We start from the raw sequence: 16,164 nt of genomic DNA, 5'->3' as shown, positions 1-16,164 counted from the left end.
AGCCAAAATCTTTCCTAACGCATGTCAAAAATAAAAGTATTCGCTCCCGGAACTGTTGCTAACCTTGTATGTGGTTTCGATATTCTCGGACTTGCGCTCAATGAACCGTCCGATATCATGGAAGTATCGCTGCTGGACGAACCGAAGGTGATCATTCACAATCGTGATGAATACAATCTTCCGACAGATCCTGAGAAGAATGTAGCAGGTGTGGTATTCCTCTCTATCATGGAAAAGATCGGTGGCAACACGGGCTTTGAGGTCACTATAGAAAAGCATATCAAGCCTGGCAGTGGTATCGGCTCAAGTGCAGCCAGTGCAGCAGGCGCGGCAGTTGCAGCCAATCATTTACTCGGTAATATATTCAGTACGGATGAAGTGATCCAGTTTGCCATGAATGGTGAAAAACTTGCATCAGGTGTGAAGCATGCTGATAATATCGCGCCGTGTATACTGGGAGGTGTGAGCCTTATCAGGTCGATCCATCCGCTTGACGTAACTTCCATTCCCTGTCCGGAGCTCTTCGTTACTGTTATCCATCCGCAGATAGAAGTGCGTACATCTGACGCAAGGCAGATCCTTCGTCAGCAGGTGCAGCTGAAGGATGCGATCAGGCAGTGGGGGAATATCGCTGGACTGGTAGCCGGCTTCTGCAAAAATGATCTCGATCTGATTGGCCGTTCCCTCGAAGACGTGATCATCGAGCCTGTAAGAAGCATTCTCATTCCTGGGTTTGATGAAGTGAAAGCCAATTGCAAGGCAGCAGGAGCTCTCGGTGGGGGGATCTCAGGATCAGGTCCTTCTATTTTTATGCTAAGCAGGGATGAGGCAGCTGCAAAAAAAGTGGAAGCAGAAATGAAAAAAGTGTATGATAAGATCGGGATCGCTTATCACACTTATGTAACAACTGTAAATAAGAACGGAGTACGTATAGAGGCTTTGAAATAATACTTTACCCGGCTCATTGATCATTAAAACACCTATCGTGAAATATTATAGTCTGAATAAACAATCTCCCGCGGTTGACTTTAAAGATGCCACTATACTGGGGCAAGCCCCTGATAAAGGCCTTTATTTTCCGGAAACCATTCCTGTAAAAGATAAAGAATGGATCGGCAGGATAGAGCAAATGGCTGATGAGGACATCGCCTTTGATGTAATAAAGCCATATGTAGGATCAACCATTCCGGACGAAAAACTCAGGACCATTGTCAAAGAGACCTTGAGCTTTCCCATCCCTTTAGTTGAATTGAATAAGCAGATCTCGTCACTCGAACTGTTTCATGGTCCAACACTTGCATTCAAAGACATAGGAGCACGGTTCATGAGCCGTTGCCTTGGTTATTTTCTTTCGGGCGAATCAAAAAAAGTAACCGTGCTTGTGGCAACTTCGGGAGATACAGGCGGAGCCGTTGCCAATGGTTTCCTTGGTGTGGAAGGAGTGGAGGTGGTAATCCTTTATCCTTCTGGGAAAGTCAGCCCGGTACAGGAAAAGCAACTTACTTCATTAGGGAAAAATATCAAGGCCCTGGAAGTTGATGGGAGCTTCGATGATTGCCAGCAGCTCGTTAAGCAAGCGTTTGCAGATGAGGCCTTGCGCCGCAATATTTTTCTTACATCAGCAAATTCCATCAACGTAGCGCGATGGCTGCCGCAGCAGTTCTACTATTTCCTTGCCTGGAAACAATGGAAGGATAAACACAATCCGCCGGTGATCTCTGTTCCCAGCGGGAATTTTGGCAATATCTGCGCCGGTATCCTGGCCAATGCATCGGGTCTTCCGGTAAATCATTTTATAGCAGCCTGTAATGCCAATGACGTTGTGACAAATTATCTGGAAACCGGGGAATACAAAACACGTACCGCCATCCCAACCCTCAGTAATGCGATGGACGTCGGCAACCCGAGCAACTTCGTGCGCATTCTGGAGATCTTCCATCAGCAACTGCCGGACCTCAAAAAGAAATTATCATCTGCCACTGTTTCTGATACAGAAACAATGCAGGCGATCAAAGATATCTTCGACAAACACCAGTACCTGGCAGATCCGCATGGCGCTGTTGGTTATCTGGCTCTTGATCGCTACCTGAGCGAACACGTGGATCTGAAAGGTTTTTTTCTTGAAACAGCACACCCGGTAAAATTTCCGGACGCCGTACAGACCGCAACAGGAAAGCCCGTCGTCATGCCTCCATCATTGAAGTCTCTCATGAACGAAAAAAAGAAAAGCCTTTTCATGAAACCCGATTACAATCACCTCGCCCATATCCTGCTCAGCGGAAGTTAAGATGGGCGGCGGCTGAACCGGATGAGTAAAAGGATAAAAAGAGTTAAAAACTACCTGCCCGTTTTCCTCTTTTTTCCTCTTGGCTTATCTTTGCGGCATAAGAGACAAGGGAAAAAATACTGATCTGAAAATCGTTTTCAATCGTCACTCTTTTTTCTCTTTACCCTCTTTTCCTCTTAGCCTATGCATGATATAGAACCTTTTTATAACTGGCGGCACATATATGTTAGTGAAGAAGATGTCCGCTCGCCTTTTCATGGCCGGGCCTATTCTGAATTCGAATTCTCGCAAACAGTTTACAATTATTATATCCATCCTCAATGGGATGAATTTGGCAGCCGGACGCTTTACCTCAAAGTACTAATGGCGGACTATGAAGAACGGTATGCTATTATTGAAATGATTGGGGAGTGGAATGATGCGATTGAAGGAGATATGATGACGTTGAAACGGGATGTTTTGGAGAAGTTCATGTATGAAGGAATTAACAAGTTCATTCTTATTGCGGAAAATGTGCTGAATTTTCATAGTGGGCAGGCTGACTATTATGAAGAATTATATGAGGAGATCACTGATGAGAATGGCTGGGTTGTTTGTTTGAACATGCCGGAGCAGACGCAGTATGATTTCAGGAAAGCGAAACTGAACCGCTATATCGAATTGCAGGAACTGGATAACTGGCGGGTGTATAAACCGTTTCACCTGTTCAAAAAGATCGACGAGGAACAGATGTCGCGGCTCGACTGACATTAGCAGGATAATATGGTTCGACCGGCGTAGGAGGGCTGAACGATACGCGACGGACGCGATGAAAACTGCGCTGGAGTATTGTATTTTGCCGCGCCCGGCGAGTATCATTTCACCCGCCAGGTTCTTCCTGGAGCTGTTCGAAATCGTTGCCGGTCAGCACCTGTAATTATCATCAGAAATTTTAATTTAGTTCTTAACGCCGGTAATATCCGCTCTGGGCGTGGATTTTGCGGAAAAACAGGATGTTATGACAATTCTGCCGGTAACGTTTGCAAAAGTTTTTGTCATTTTTTCGTCATCCGATGCTAACTTTGCAAAAATTTAATCACCATCCTTTTGTTTGCGTATGAGTCGCCCTTATCAGAATATCCACGATCTTTCAGTGTCTGGTATGTTTTGATAGCGTAGGACCCATCAGCACGGATTAAATAAAAGAATATACTGATGAAATGGTCTGATTTCTTCACTTCCTCTGTCGGTAAGAAACTCATAATGAGTTTATCCGGCTTATTTCTCATTGCGTTTCTAGTAGTTCACGTTGGTCTGAATGCCTGTATCTGGGCAATGGATGACGGTGTAATGTTCAACAAAGCCGCTCATTTCATGGGCTCTAATGTCGTTCCCCGTGTATTGGAGATCGGGTTGTTTGCGACGTTTTTCCTGCACATCATCCAGGGACTTGTCCTGGAGTTCCAGAACCGTGCTAAAAGGAAAAAGGGGTATGCTGTAAAAATGGGTAGCAAAGGGTCTGCCTGGTACAGGAAATCAATGGGTCTGCTTGGAACACTGATCTTGCTGTTCCTGATCATGCATATCGCTCATTTCTGGGTGCCTTCACGTATTACAGGCCTGGAGCCGGTTTATATTGATGGTAAAGAATACCACAACCTGTTTGCCGAAATGGCAAGCGTTTTCAACGATAATCTGCTTGTCGTTATTCTATATGTTCTGGGATGCTTCTCCCTGGCGTGGCACCTTGTACATGGTTTCCAGAGCGCATTCCGTGCGCTGGGGCTAACAAATCATAAGTACATTGCCCTGATCAACTCAGTGGGTATTGGCTTCTCAGTGATCGTTCCCCTGGCTTTTGCCCTGATGCCGGTCAGCTTTTACCTGGGTTGGGTGTAACCAACCTGTATAACGTTAATTGAAATCATTCTAATCATACTAATAAGAGAAATCCTCGGTTATGTTAGATTCAAAAATTCCTGCAGGAAAACTGGAAGAAAAATGGGTAGATTATAAAGGCCATTGTAAGCTGGTAAACCCTGCCAATAAGAGAAAGATCGAGATCATTGTTGTAGGAACGGGTCTGGCCGGCGCATCTGCGGCCGCTTCACTCGGTGAGCTTGGCTATAAAGTAAAGGCTTTCTGCTTCCAGGATTCTCCTCGCCGTGCGCACTCTATCGCTGCACAGGGCGGGATCAATGCTGCAAAGAATTACCAGAATGATGGTGATTCTGTATTCCGTTTGTTTTATGATACCATTAAAGGGGGCGACTATCGTGCACGTGAATCGAACGTACATCGCCTTGCTGAAGTGAGTGTAAATATCATCGACCAGTGCGTGGCGCAGGGTGTTCCTTTTGCGCGCGAATATGGTGGCCTGCTGAACAACCGTTCTTTTGGTGGTACACAGGTGAAAAGAACTTTCTACGCGGCGGGTCAGACCGGGCAGCAATTGCTGATCGGTGCTTACCAGGCTCTCGAACGCCAGGTAGCCCTTGGCAACGTGCAGATGTACACACGTCATGAAATGCTTGACGTGGTTGTGATCGACGGAAAGGCCAGAGGAATTATCGCGCGCGACCTGATCAGTGGTAAAACAGAACGTCATTTCGGCCATGCTGTATTGTTGTGTACAGGTGGATATGGCAACGTATTCTATCTTTCCACGAATGCGATGGGAAGTAACGTAACCGCTGCCTGGAAAGCTCATCGTAAAGGTGCGTTCTTCGGAAACCCATGCTTTACGCAAATTCACCCGACCTGTATTCCGGTAACTGGTGATCACCAGAGCAAGCTGACCCTGATGTCTGAGTCATTGAGAAATGACGGCCGGATCTGGGTTCCCAAAAAACAAAATGACGACCGCAAGGCGAATGATATTCCTGAGGAAGAAAGGGATTATTATCTCGAAAGAAGATATCCTGCTTTCGGTAACCTCGTACCGCGTGACGTGGCTTCAAGAGCGGCCAAAGAGCGCTGCGATGCTGGTTTTGGTGTGGGCACGACCAAGCAAGCCGTATATCTCGATTTTCGCTTTAACCTGATCAACAAATACGGAAGGGTAGAGGCCAGCAAACTGGGCATCGAAAACCCTGATGAAGCGACACTGGTCCGCCTCGGTAAAGAAGTGGTAAAAGAAGAATACGGTAACCTTTTCGATATGTATGAAAAGATCACCGGTGAGAACCCTTATGAAGTTCCGATGAGGATCTATCCTGCGGTTCACTATACCATGGGTGGTCTTTGGGTGGATTATGAGCTGATGACAAATATCCAGGGATTGTATGCACTCGGTGAAGCTAATTTCAGTGATCACGGAGCAAACCGTCTCGGCGCCTCTGCGCTGATGCAGGGTCTGGCAGACGGATACTTCGTCATTCCTTATACCATCGGTAACTATCTCGCTGATGAGATCGGAACAAAACCAATTCCGACCACGCACGAAGCATTTGAGAAGGCGGAAGCTGCTGTCAGCGACAGGATCAAAACGCTGATAGGCATTAAAGGGAAGCAGTCAGTAGAAAGCTTCCACAAACGCCTCGGTAAGATCATGTGGGAGAAATGTGGAATGGCCCGTAACGAAAAAGGACTGAAAGAAGCGATCGTTGAGATCCAGCAATTAAAAAAAGAGTTCTGGAGTGATGTACGTATCCCTGGTAATATCAACGAAATGAACACCGAGCTTGATAAAGCAGGTCGCGTTGCAGACTTTATCGAACTGGGTGAACTGATGTGTAAAGATGCGTTGGATCGTAATGAAAGCTGTGGTGGTCACTTCCGTGAGGAAAGCCAGACAGAAGACGGAGAAGCACTGCGTCATGATGATCAATACATGTATGTAGCTGCATGGGAGTATAAAGGGGAAAGCGACTGGCAGTTGCATAAAGAGAAGCTGGAGTATGAGGTGATCAAGCCTAGTCAGCGGAACTACAAGTAAGAGAAGTTTAAAAGTTTAAGGTTTTAAAGTGTAAGAGTTAGACATAACACGAAGCAACATTAAAACTATTAAACTATTAAACTGTTAAACATTCTATTCAATCAAGAAAAAAGGTCTCGAAATATGGAGCACTATTCAATGAATCTTACGCTTAAGGTCTGGAAGCAACAGAATGCATCAGCTGAGGGTAACTTTGAAACCTACCAGGTGAAGGATATTTCTTCGGAGATGTCATTCCTGGAGATGTTCGATGTATTGAATGAACAATTGATCCACGACGGAAAAGAGCCGATCGCGTTTGACCACGATTGCCGTGAAGGTATTTGCGGTATGTGCTCTATGTACATAAATGGTCGTCCGCATGGTCCATGGCATGGTACAACCACCTGTCAGTTGCACATGCGTGCGTTCAAAGATGGTGACACTGTAGTGGTGGAGCCCTGGAGAGCGAATGCTTTCCCTGTGGTAAAAGACCTGGTGGTTGACCGTTCTTCATTTGACCGGATCATCCAGGCGGGTGGTTATGTTTCTGTGAACACTGGTGTTTCTATCGACGGTAATGCTATTCCGATCGAAAAGGATAATGCCGATAAAGCGTTTGCTGCGGCAGCCTGTATTGGTTGCGGCGCTTGCGTGGCAGCTTGTAAGAACTCTTCAGCAATGCTGTTCGTTTCTGCAAAAGTTTCTCACCTGGCGCTGTTACCGCAAGGTAATACGGAGAGAAAAAATCGTGTGATGAACATGGTTTCACAAATGGATAAGGAAGGTTTCGGCTCGTGTACTTTTACCGAAGCTTGTGAAGCCGTTTGTCCAAAAGAGATCTCTATCACAAACATATCGAGGTTGAATGGCGAGTATGCGAAAGCGAGTCTTGCTTCTGATAAGCAATAATCAGTCTTCTTCGTTACGATATCAATCAGGGGCTGCCTTTAAGGCGGCCCCTTTGTTTTACCGGCTTGTGTATGTGTTCCCGACGCCTTTTTCACGTCCGGAGTCCGTTACGATACTCATACGCCTAATGAAATGAATCATGCATCTTTATATCCGTATTTCGTATATTCAGGATGAAAGAAATTCTTATGAACCGCCTCATACTGTCAGCTGTTATAGTTTTAGTATTTACAGCATGCACCAATAATAGTAACAACGTGAAAAAAGAAACCTATAGCTGGCCGGAAAGCATTATACCGCCAGCAGCAGAAAAAAAGCAGAAAGAACTCATAGCGCATGGAGATACCCGTGTGGATGAATATTACTGGATGAATGATTTCTTCAAAAAAGGCCCGGACAGTGCCAACGTTGTAGAGTATCTAAAAGCCGAGAACGCATACCTGGACACAATGATGGCTGGAACAAAAGAGCTCCAAACACGTCTCTACGCAGAAATGAAAGCGCGTATCAAAGAGAAAGATGAGAGTGTTCCGGTGTTCAATAATGGATATTTCTATTATCACAGAACAGATGAAGGGAAACAATACTTCAAGTATTGCCGGAGAAAAGGCAGTATGGATGCTCCTGAAGAAGTGATCCTTGATGCTGATGCGATGGCAGAAGGTCATAGCTATTTTTCGGTAGGGGCATTAGCTGTCAGCCCCGATACGAAAAAACTGATCTATGCAGTGGATACAGTTTCCCGGAGGCAATACGTCCTTTACATTAAAGATCTTGAAACAGGCGAAACGCTGAAGGATCAGATAAAGGGTACGGGTACAGATATTGCCTGGGGAAATGATAACAACACGTTTTTCTATGTGCAGAACAATCCCAAAACATTGCTGTCGGAGAAGATCAAACGGCACAGCATCGGCACAGCTGCCTCGAAAGACGTTGTAGTGTATGAAGAAAAAGATCCGTCGAACTATATCGGCGTATCCAAAACCAGATCACGGAAATTTATCGTGATCTCATCGGAAGCAACGCTTTCATCCGAAGTGCGGATATTGGATGCTGACACACCGTTGCGGGAGTTTCAGGTATTTCAGCCAAGAATGAAGGAAGTGTTGTACGATATTGATCACTGGAATGATAAGTTTCTGATCGTAACAAATCTTGATGCGAAGAACTATAAACTGATGGAAACGCCGGTTAACAACACGTCAAAAGACCATTGGAAAGATGTTATCGGCCATAGGAGTGATGTATTGCTTGAAGACATTTCAGCATTTAAGGATTACTGGCTGATCGAGGAAAGGAAAGAGGGGCTTGTAAGATTGCGGATCAGGGAACTGTTGACAGGTAACGAGCATTATATCGATTTTGGAGAGCCGGCATATTCGGCGGAGGCTTCGTTCAATCCGGAGTTCAACACGTCTGTGATCAGGTTTGACTACGAATCGATGACAACGCCGCATTCAGTATACAGTTACGATATGCAGGCAAAGCAGAAGAAACTATTGAAGGAGACGGCTGTGCTTGGCGGATATAAAAAAGAAGAGTATGTCTCTGAACGGATCTACGCCACTGGCAGCAATGGCGTAAAGATCCCCGTTTCTATTGTTTACAAGAAGGGAACTAAAAAGGATAGCTCAGCACCATTGTTGCTGTATGCATATGGGTCTTATGGCTACAGTCTTGATGCTGATTTTGAAAGTGAAAGGATCAGTCTGCTTGACCGTGGTTTTATCTATGCGATGGCGCATATCCGGGGTGGTGAGGAAATGGGGCGTTATTGGTATGATGACGGAAAGATGATGAACAAGAAAAACACGTTCAACGATTTTATCGATTGTGGCAAATTTCTGATCGATCAGAAATATACTTCCATCGGACATCTTTATGCAATGGGCGGCAGCGCCGGCGGGTTATTGATGGGTGCTGTGGCGAATATGGCTCCGCAACTCTGGAACGGCATCATCGCAGATGTTCCGTTTGTAGATGTCGTAACTACAATGTCCGATCCGACGATCCCACTTACAACAAATGAGTATGATGAATGGGGAAACCCTGAGAACAAAGAATCATATTTCTATATGAAATCCTATTCGCCGTATGATAACGTGGAGAAAAAAGATTATCCAAGTATGCTGGTGATGACGGGTCTTCACGACTCACAGGTTCAATATTTTGAACCAGCCAAATGGGTTGCCCGGTTACGGGCAATGAAAACGGACAAAAACATTCTTCTGTTGAAAACCGATATGGAAGCTGGTCACGGTGGCGCTTCCGGGCGGTTTGATTACTTGAAGGATGTAGCGCTTCAGTACTCGTTCCTGATATTGCGCGAATCGAATACGCAAAACGCTAAGGAACACGAATAGGTTGTTTCTATCGAAGCCCGATTCGTTCAATTCTTGCAATTCGTGTTTATTTATTAGCGTTCTCAATGTCGGCGAGTTCGTTTTCGGAAAAGCCGGCGTTTGCAAGGACGGATACGATGAAAGCTGTTTTGCTTTTCCAGTATTGCTCCATTGTGATGTCAGGATTGCTGCAGAGGGTTTGCTTTAGTTGGGCGTACTGGTCAGCAAGGCGTGCGTCTTTAAGCAATGCGTTACGGAAGCCGAGGTGATTTTTGAGTGCAACGCTGTCCGCCAGGCAAACATATAGATGATGGTTTTGCCAGGTGTCTTTTGTGGCAGTTTGCGGCGTTTGACTGGAGGTTTGGCGGAAGGCGAAGCGCCCGGGGATGCCTTGTTCACCTTTAGGCTGATAACCGATTTTTTCAAGCTTTTGATGGATGAGCTGAAGTTGCGCTGGATCTGAGATGATGATGTCGATGTCCAGAATTGGTTTTGCGATCATTCCCGGAATGGACGTGCTGCCGACGTGCTGGATATCGATCGGGGGATTCAGATCGGAGAGTTCATTGCGAAATACATGATAAAGCTTTTCAAATTCCGCTTTCCATGAAAGGCCGTACGGTTCAATGAATTTCATATCTAAGTATAGTGTTGCAAGTTAAGTCTTTACCCCTTTCAGCGCTAGCTTTCTTCTTATAATTTACATTATGTTAAATAGAATAAACGACTTTAAACCCCTTCGCTGGCTTTGCTTCGGATATCCGGATGGTTGCCGATAATCTTGTCCTGCCATCCTCCTGTTTACGACTTAGAAAATTCGCTGTTCCAGCGGACGTAATGCTTTAATCTGGGAATTCGAACAAAAAAAGCCGGAGAGTTTTCACTCCCCGGCCTGATCTTTTACATTATCACGCAAATCCCGTAATTAACGGATTGTGCCGTAAATGTCATTCCATTTCTTTTCCTGCTCGGTGTATTTAGCGATCTCTGCAGGTTTTCCTTTCGCTTTATCTTTTTTATACGTGTAGATATCGCCAAGATATCCAGCTACGTTTTTGTATTGCTGTTTTTCCGGGCCAGAAAGGTTGGTTTTCTTCGCAAACAGCTCGCCTGCTCTCTCGTAATAAACGCGTGCTGATTCGTAAGTTTCATCAAGTTCTTTATCCACAGCTTCTTTTTTAGCGACATTCTCTTTTGAAGGCTGTGCACCTGGTTTTGTGGCTTTTTTAATTTCAGCAGATACCGCATCTTTTTTATCGTTCAATGCAAGCGCCTTGTTGATGAAATATTCTCCGAGATAAAGATTCGGGAGAACTTCTTTTGCATCAAGGTCAGAAGCTTTCTTGAATGTGCTGATCATTTTCGTTTCAAGTTCAGCCGCATTAGCCGGTTTAACCGCACCTTCTTTATCAGAGTACAGTGTGTCGTAGATCAACTGGCCGAGCAAAAGACTTGATTTGTAGTTGTTCGGATCATTAACCAATACCTGCTCAAGGCCTTTGATCTTTGCATCGAGGGTTTCTTCCAACCCAACTGCGAAGTCGGTTTGATCGTATTTGAAGAATTCGCTTTGTGGATACAGCTGGGTACCGAGAGCCCGGTATTTATCGAAGGAAGCCATATCTTTTTTAGTAAAGCTGTGGCGAACGAGGAATTTGTAAATATCCTCAAAGCCCTGACCCTGGATCTTTGCATCTGCAAGGCGTGCATAGTATTTAGCGGCAATGTCAGTCTTGCTGTCATTTTCAGCCATGATACCAGCAAGGATCAGTGCATTCGTGTCAAGTGGTGCGCCAAACAATTTCTTCTCGATCATATAGTCTGACAGAGCAACCACTTTCTCGAATTTTGGCAATCCTTCACCCCATTTTTTCTCCTGGTAGTCTTTGTAACCAGCGTTGAAATAAGTTGTGTGCAGGTATGTAGGGCCATTTTTGTAAGGGATATCCTCCAGCAATTTGCCATCCGGCTGCATTTCCTTGTATTTGTTGAATGCATCGAATGCTTCCTGGCGGAGCTGTTCACTTTGTGCAGCATTTTTGGGATCGTCAGCCAGTGCAGCGTAAACGGTTGCTTTCAGGATGTAAGCCTCTGGTTTTGACTTGAACTTTTCATTGCTCATCCCTTTATCGATATCCTTTTTAGCTTCATCGAATCTGCTAACCAGGATATTGGTCTTGATGTCTTCGTAACGCTGCGCCTGTCCGGCAATAGCGAACGCCATCATGGTCGTTAATAAAAACGTGGTCTTTTTCATTATTTTGATTGAATTATGAAATAATTAAATAGGTTCGTCACTGTTATTATCTTCTACAGATGGTTGATCAGGCGTTTCAGTTGCGTCATTACTTTCGGCCGCTCCGGGTTCAGCCGGCTCGATGATGTCGGTCACGGCAGGAATGCTTCCATCGGCGAGCTCCTCCAGTATCGCGACTACTTCCGGTTCTTCATCGAGTTTTGTGATCGCAGCGATTTCGTCGCCTTCATCCAGGCGGATCAGTTTTACGCCCTGCGTTGCCCGTCCCTGTTCGCTTACATTGGCCACTTTCATACGGATGGTGACGCCGCTCTTACAGGTGATCATCAGGTCTTCGTTCTGCGTAACATCGAGCATTCCTACCAGGCCGCCTGTTTTATCTGTTACGTTAATGGTTTTCACGCCTTTACCGCCTCTGTTGGTAAAGCGGTACTCATCAACAGGTGTACGCTTGCCAAACCCTTTATCACTTACAACCAGTACTGTTTTGGATGCGTCGGTGTCTGGGTTTACACAAATCATACCAACAACCTCGTCGTTTTCATCATCAACTTCAATACCTGCTACGCCAATTGCTCCACGGCCTGTTGCACGTACTTTTTCTTCAGAGAATCTGATCGCACGGCCGCTTTTTACAGCCATCATGATCTCGGAATGGCCATCAGTCATTTTGGCTTCCAGCAATTCATCTCCTTCTACAACGGTGATCGCATTCACTCCGTTCTGGCGTGGTCTGCTGAATTCTTCCAGTTGTGTTTTCTTGATGATGCCTTTCTTGGTACAGAGAACGATATTGTGTGAGTTCACAAACTCTTCATCTTTGAGATCTTTCACGTCAATGATCGCGCGGACTTTATCGTCCGGAGTCAGTTGGATAAGGTTCTGGATCGCTCTTCCTTTACTTGTTTTTTCACCTTCGGGGATCTCGTACACATTCAGCCAGAAGCAACGGCCTTTCTCGGTAAAGAACAAAAGCGTATGGTGGGTGGAAGCTACGAAAAGATGTTCAATATAATCTTCATCCCTTGTTTTTCCTCCGAGCACTCCCCGTCCGCCACGGCGTTGTGCGCGGTATTCGTCAGCGGGGGTACGTTTGATATAGCCTAAATGGGAGATCGTGATCACAACAGCTTCTTCTTTGATCAGGTCTTTGATACGCACCTCATTATCGAGGTAAGTGATCTCAGACTTTCTTTCATCACCGTATTTCTCTTTGATCTCGAGCAATTCCGTCTTGATCACGCCATAGCGTAATCCTTCATTGGCCAGGAGTTCACGCAGCTCTCCGATCAGTTTCATCAATTCGTCGTATTCCTCTTTGATCTTATCGCGCTCCATGCCGGTAAGACGCTGCAAACGTAATTCGAGGATAGCTTTGGCCTGGATCTCATCCAGCCCCCAACCGGCGTTGACCAGGTTGTTTTTTGCTTCGTCAGGTGTCGCCGAACTTCTGATCATGGCGATCACTTCATCCAGGTGATCAAGTGCAATCAGATACCCTTGCAGGATATGTGCTCTTTTCTCTGCTTCCCTCAATTCGAACTGTGTACGGCGTACGATCACTTCGTGGCGAAACTCTACGAACTCAAGGATGAGATCGCGGAGGTTGAGTGTTTTGGGTCTGCCTCTGACGATCGCAACGTTGTTGATACCATACGATGTCTGCAGTTCAGTGAGTTTATAAAGCTGGTTAACGATCACGTTCGCTACGCCATCTCTTTTCAGGTCGATAACGATACGTGTGCCTTCCTTGCTGTTTGATTCATTGTTAACGTGAGCAATGCCATCGATCAGTTTTTCATTCACCAGTTCACCGATACGGTTGGTGAGTGAATCCCTGTTCACCTGGTAAGGAACTTCTGTAATGATGATCTGTTCGCGTCCGCTTGGTTTTGTTTCAATATTGAGACGGCCTCTTAAAACAACTTTTCCGCGACCGTAATGCATAGCGGACTTGACACCTTCCATACCGTAAATGATGCCGGCAGTCGGGAAATCTGGCGCTTTCACATGCAGCATCAGTTCGTCCACCGTAATATCCCGGTTATCGATATAGGCAATACAACCATCGATGACTTCTGTCAGGTTGTGCGGCATCATGTTCGTTGCCATACCTACGGCGATACCGCTACTACCGTTAACGAGCAGCTGGGGGATCCTTGTAGGCAGGATCGATGGCTCTTTCTCCGAGTCATCGAAGTTCAGTTGGAAATCCACGGTGTCTTTCTCGATATCGTCCAGCATATGTTCGCCGAGCTTATCGAGTCTTACTTCCGTATACCTCATTGCCGCCGGATCATCACCATCCTGGTTACCGAAGTTACCCTGACCATCAACGAGTGTATAACGCATATTCCATTCCTGGGCAAGCCTGGCCATGGCGAAATAAACGGACGAGTCTCCATGCGGGTGATACTTTCCGAGCACCTCTCCTACAATACGCGCTGATTTCTTGTAGGGTTTATTGTGGTTTAGACCAAGTTCATTCATCGCAAATAGAATGCGTCTGTGTACTGGCTTAAAACCATCTCTGACATCCGGCAGTGCCCGGCCTACGATCACTGACATAGAGTAATCGATATAAGCCGTTTTCATCTGCTCCTCGATATTTACCGGTATGATCCGGTTGATATCATTCGTTTCCTGGGGTTCAAAATTCTCTTCCATAATAATTCGGGATCTTTGTATGTTTTCACCTCAAAATCAGCGGTTTTAAGGGCCTGCAAATCTAACTTTTTTGGCACTCAAAACCTGACGGCCTAACTGAATTTTCCACCTATTTTTCCACCTCTGTGGATTATTGTGCGCCCTTTGACCTTCCCGCGTTTTATAACATCTTCTTTGCACTTGACGGCATGGGTTTTACGTTCTATTTGGTGTTGATTCTACGAAAAGTTAAATGCGGACAGCGTTGAGAATAAAGCGCGATTTTTGTATTCTGTTCATGTCCTGGGTTCGTGAATCAGCCGGCCCCGGGCCATTAACCAGCAAATGTGAATGATATGGCGAACTATCTCCTGTTGCGTGATAACAAAGAAACCGGTCCTTTCTCCCTGGAAGAGTTGATATCGTATGGCCTGAAGCCCTATGATCTTGTCTGGGTTGCGGGGAAAAGTGCTGCATGGCGTTATCCCAGTGAGCTGAATGAGTTGAAACCTTATGCGCCCACCGTCGAGGAGCAGCCATTTGACCGGTTTTATAAAAAGACCTCGCTGGAGGAAGCAGAACAACCGGCGTTGAAAGCTGCTCAGACATCATCTGTCAACGATCAATACCAGGCATATGCGCCGAAGGTGCAAGCAGAGACGGAAACAGTGAAACCTGTTGCACGTAAGTCTGTATTTGTAACGATGCCCGGACAAACGGCGGCAAGTGCCCAAAAGGTGGCGGTTAAGTCAGCACCTGTTCCCAAACCTGTGCCGGCCCCGATTCCTGATTATACGCTTCCGGATATGGATGAAACGATCAGCGTTTCCGAAAAGCAGGTTGCGAAGGTCAAATATTCGCAGCCTTTGGATGAGATCAAGGAGATGTATGTAAAAACGCTGAAAGACCGGAAAGACCGTATTGCCCGCGAAGGGTTTCTCAGGATCAGTGTGAAAAGAGCGGCAGTTGTTCTTGGATTGATCGGCGTTGGCGTGTTAGCTGGTTTTATCCTGAAATCAAGACCAGCGGATAACGGCAGCCTTGCCAGTCAGGTACCCCCGGCAGCAGGCAGTCTTGCGGTGAATGGCGAGGTGGAAAATGTACCATCATCAGATGAGCAGTCGGCAAACCCTATTACGGAGAGTGCACTTGAGGGTGATCAGCAGGAAGATGTGACATACCCTGCTGAGAGCAAAACAGTTTCTTCAAAATTAAACAGCGATAAACAAGCTGCCAGTATTTTGACGCAGGCAAACGACGCTCCCCCCACTTTTAAAAAAGAAGACAATAATGCTTCACAGGAGAAGAAGAAGCCTTTGGCAGTGATGACGCCCGGTGAACCTGGAAAACCTGATCAGGAGCAGCATGAGTACGCTCCTTCGGAAGTCAATTCTTCGACCGGCGAACGCACCAGGTCGGCCAGAAAGACATTGAATGAAATGACGATAAAAACGGCGACTGAAAATGCAAACCACTCTTCTACCGCATCCGCTCCGGTTTCTGCGGTGCCAGATAATGCTTTATCAGGGTTGGGAAGCCAGGTGTCGGTGGTGAGTAATGATTACAAGCGTGTGGCACTTGGCGGGATCCGTAACCTGGAACTGACGGTCACCAACCGCTCCAAATATGCCCTGGATGAAGTTGCGGTCGAGTTACAGTATTTCAAGCCGAATGACCAGGTCCTGAAAACACAGGTGGTCCAATTCAAATCGGTCGCAGCAAATGAATCAGAGACACTCAGGATACCAGATACGAACCGTGGGGTTAGAGTTCAATATAAGATCGTCAGGATCGGAAGCAGCCAACTTGCGGACCGGTAGGC

11 protein-coding genes are annotated in these 16,164 nt (G+C 46.0%); 8 read left to right on the top strand and 3 right to left on the bottom strand.

Features of this window, described 5'->3' with window-relative positions:
• The first annotated feature begins 21 nt into the window (after positions 1–21).
• The 7 genes from LZZ85_RS04980 to LZZ85_RS04950 all read left to right on the top strand — a co-directional run bounded on the left by LZZ85_RS04980 (position 22) and on the right by LZZ85_RS04950 (position 9,460).
• A complete protein-coding gene (locus LZZ85_RS04980; RefSeq protein WP_237869100.1) occupies positions 22–948 on the top strand; it encodes a homoserine kinase in 927 nt (308 codons plus the stop codon).
• 37 nt (positions 949–985) lie between these two features.
• Positions 986–2,287, top strand: a complete 1,302-nt coding sequence (gene thrC / locus LZZ85_RS04975; protein ID WP_237869098.1) for a threonine synthase — start codon at positions 986–988, stop codon at positions 2,285–2,287.
• 183 nt (positions 2,288–2,470) lie between these two features.
• Positions 2,471–3,034 carry a hypothetical protein gene (locus LZZ85_RS04970; RefSeq protein ID WP_237869095.1) on the top strand — a complete coding sequence of 188 codons (564 nt, stop codon included), beginning with the start codon at positions 2,471–2,473 and terminating at the stop codon, positions 3,032–3,034.
• Positions 3,035–3,481: 447 nt separating this feature from the next.
• Positions 3,482–4,165, top strand: a complete 684-nt coding sequence (locus LZZ85_RS04965; RefSeq protein WP_237869093.1) for a succinate dehydrogenase cytochrome b subunit — start codon at positions 3,482–3,484, stop codon at positions 4,163–4,165.
• A 61-nt stretch (positions 4,166–4,226) separates the two neighbouring features.
• On the top strand, positions 4,227–6,203 hold the full coding sequence (locus LZZ85_RS04960; protein WP_237869091.1) for a fumarate reductase/succinate dehydrogenase flavoprotein subunit: 1,977 nt from the start codon (positions 4,227–4,229) through the stop codon (positions 6,201–6,203).
• A 123-nt stretch (positions 6,204–6,326) separates the two neighbouring features.
• Entirely contained in the window at positions 6,327–7,094 is a 768-nt protein-coding gene (locus LZZ85_RS04955) for a succinate dehydrogenase/fumarate reductase iron-sulfur subunit (protein ID WP_237869089.1), read from the top strand.
• A gap of 257 nt (positions 7,095–7,351) precedes the next feature.
• Positions 7,352–9,460: a S9 family peptidase gene (locus LZZ85_RS04950; protein WP_237869087.1), complete on the top strand. Its 2,109-nt coding sequence runs from the start codon at positions 7,352–7,354 to the stop codon at positions 9,458–9,460.
• 46 nt (positions 9,461–9,506) lie between these two features.
• Here LZZ85_RS04950 and LZZ85_RS04945 read toward each other — a convergent pair whose 3' ends face one another.
• The 3 genes from LZZ85_RS04945 to gyrA all read right to left on the bottom strand — a co-directional run bounded on the left by LZZ85_RS04945 (position 9,507) and on the right by gyrA (position 14,363).
• The gene (locus tag LZZ85_RS04945) at positions 9,507–10,076 is read right to left on the bottom strand and encodes a GrpB family protein (protein ID WP_237869085.1); all 570 of its coding nucleotides are present in this window, start codon (positions 10,074–10,076) and stop codon (positions 9,507–9,509) included.
• Positions 10,077–10,364: 288 nt separating this feature from the next.
• A complete protein-coding gene (locus tag LZZ85_RS04940) occupies positions 10,365–11,696 on the bottom strand; it encodes a hypothetical protein (RefSeq protein ID WP_237869083.1) in 1,332 nt (443 codons plus the stop codon).
• A 24-nt stretch (positions 11,697–11,720) separates the two neighbouring features.
• On the bottom strand, positions 11,721–14,363 hold the full coding sequence (gyrA, locus tag LZZ85_RS04935) for a DNA gyrase subunit A (RefSeq protein ID WP_237869081.1): 2,643 nt from the start codon (positions 14,361–14,363) through the stop codon (positions 11,721–11,723).
• Positions 14,364–14,698: 335 nt separating this feature from the next.
• Between gyrA and LZZ85_RS04930 the strand changes: the two genes are divergently transcribed.
• Positions 14,699–16,162 carry a hypothetical protein gene (locus tag LZZ85_RS04930; protein WP_237869079.1) on the top strand — a complete coding sequence of 488 codons (1,464 nt, stop codon included), beginning with the start codon at positions 14,699–14,701 and terminating at the stop codon, positions 16,160–16,162.
• Positions 16,163–16,164 lie beyond the last annotated feature (2 nt).

This window comes from Terrimonas ginsenosidimutans (assembly GCF_022012415.1).
GTDB lineage: Bacteria > Bacteroidota > Bacteroidia > Chitinophagales > Chitinophagaceae > Terrimonas_A > Terrimonas_A ginsenosidimutans.
This window is presented reverse-complemented; position numbering and strand designations above follow the sequence as displayed.

What these genes read in the sequence shown, in the direction of transcription:
- LZZ85_RS04980 (WP_237869100.1), top strand. Translation starts at nt 22, where the DNA reads ATGTCAAAAATAAAAGTATTCGCTCCCGGAACTGTTGCTAACCTTGTA.
- LZZ85_RS04970 (WP_237869095.1), top strand. Translation starts at nt 2,471, where the DNA reads ATGCATGATATAGAACCTTTTTATAACTGGCGGCACATATATGTTAGT.
- LZZ85_RS04965 (WP_237869093.1), top strand. Translation starts at nt 3,482, where the DNA reads ATGAAATGGTCTGATTTCTTCACTTCCTCTGTCGGTAAGAAACTCATA.
- LZZ85_RS04960 (WP_237869091.1), top strand. Translation starts at nt 4,227, where the DNA reads ATGTTAGATTCAAAAATTCCTGCAGGAAAACTGGAAGAAAAATGGGTA.
- LZZ85_RS04955 (WP_237869089.1), top strand. Translation starts at nt 6,327, where the DNA reads ATGGAGCACTATTCAATGAATCTTACGCTTAAGGTCTGGAAGCAACAG.
- LZZ85_RS04945 (WP_237869085.1), bottom strand. Translation starts at nt 10,076, where the DNA reads ATGAAATTCATTGAACCGTACGGCCTTTCATGGAAAGCGGAATTTGAA.
- LZZ85_RS04940 (WP_237869083.1), bottom strand. Translation starts at nt 11,696, where the DNA reads ATGAAAAAGACCACGTTTTTATTAACGACCATGATGGCGTTCGCTATT.
- gyrA (WP_237869081.1), bottom strand. Translation starts at nt 14,363, where the DNA reads ATGGAAGAGAATTTTGAACCCCAGGAAACGAATGATATCAACCGGATC.
- LZZ85_RS04930 (WP_237869079.1), top strand. Translation starts at nt 14,699, where the DNA reads ATGGCGAACTATCTCCTGTTGCGTGATAACAAAGAAACCGGTCCTTTC.